Consider the following 972-nt stretch of genomic DNA (forward strand, 5'->3'; position numbering starts at 1 on the left):
GCTGCACGCAGCACGGTTTGGGCTCTTCCGATTTCGCTCGCCGCTACTTTCGGAATCGATGTTTCTTTCTTTTCCTCCGCCTACTTAGATGTTTCAGTTCAGCGGGTTCCCTTCCATGCGTTATCTATTGGCGCATGGATACATGAGGTTTTCTCATGTGGGTTTCCCCATTCAGAAATCGATGGATCACTTCGTATTTGCCAATCCCCATCGCTTATCGCAGCTTATCACGTCTTTCTTCGGCTCTCAGTGCCTAGGCATCCACCCTATGCTCTTTTCGCTTAACCAATTTTAATCAGATTCCGACGTGCAGATTTACGAGAAAATTCGTTTGCAGGCTCGCCTGTAAAACGATATTTTCGAGGAAATCTATAGGGCGGTACGCCCTAATCGAATCCGCTTTTCAGGATTCGATCTGCGCAGGAATCGATCAGAAGCGCTAGCGTGCGCTTCCATGGCTTGTTTCTATGTTTACATTTTCGATACTCTTTCGAGTATCCCTCGGATGTCTTACTCTAATTTAATAGAATAATTATTTCTTGCAGATATGCAGTTTTCAAGGTACGAGTACGCATCGTACGATGCAAAAAACGGAATGTTTGATGCTGTGGAAAGCTCGCTTTCCTAAAGCAGAAAACAAGACGTTTTTTATAGCGTGCCTGCACGCTGTATCGAGCCCTTCAGGGTGAGATACGGCATCATCAGATGCATCCTTTGTTTCGGCGCTTTCGCGCCAGCAACGAATGGAATCGTGAATTCCCGGAGCCTTCCGCTCTTCGTCTTTTCTTATTCTTTTTATAAAAAGGTCCGGCATCCACTTATCTTCCCGCATCGTTACCAATGCAGTATTTTCAGCCGGTCAGGTCTTAACCATCGTGTTCGGGATGGGAACGGGTGTTGCCCCTCACCGCATCGACACCGGACCAATTTAGCAGTATTACATTTATGTGCTTTTTGAACCTTTCCTTCTTC

2 rRNA genes are annotated in these 972 nt (G+C 46.2%); both read right to left on the bottom strand.

The features are described 5' to 3' along the window. Positions 1 to 287 (bottom strand): 23S ribosomal RNA (locus HMPREF1556_RS06295); the annotation flags it as partial. A gap of 518 nt (positions 288 to 805) precedes the next feature. Further along, positions 806 to 923, bottom strand: a 5S ribosomal RNA gene (gene rrf / locus HMPREF1556_RS06300). Positions 924 to 972: the final 49 nt, after the last annotated feature.

It is taken from the genome of Porphyromonas sp. oral taxon 278 str. W7784, assembly GCF_000467855.2.
Lineage (GTDB): Bacteria > Bacteroidota > Bacteroidia > Bacteroidales > Porphyromonadaceae > Porphyromonas.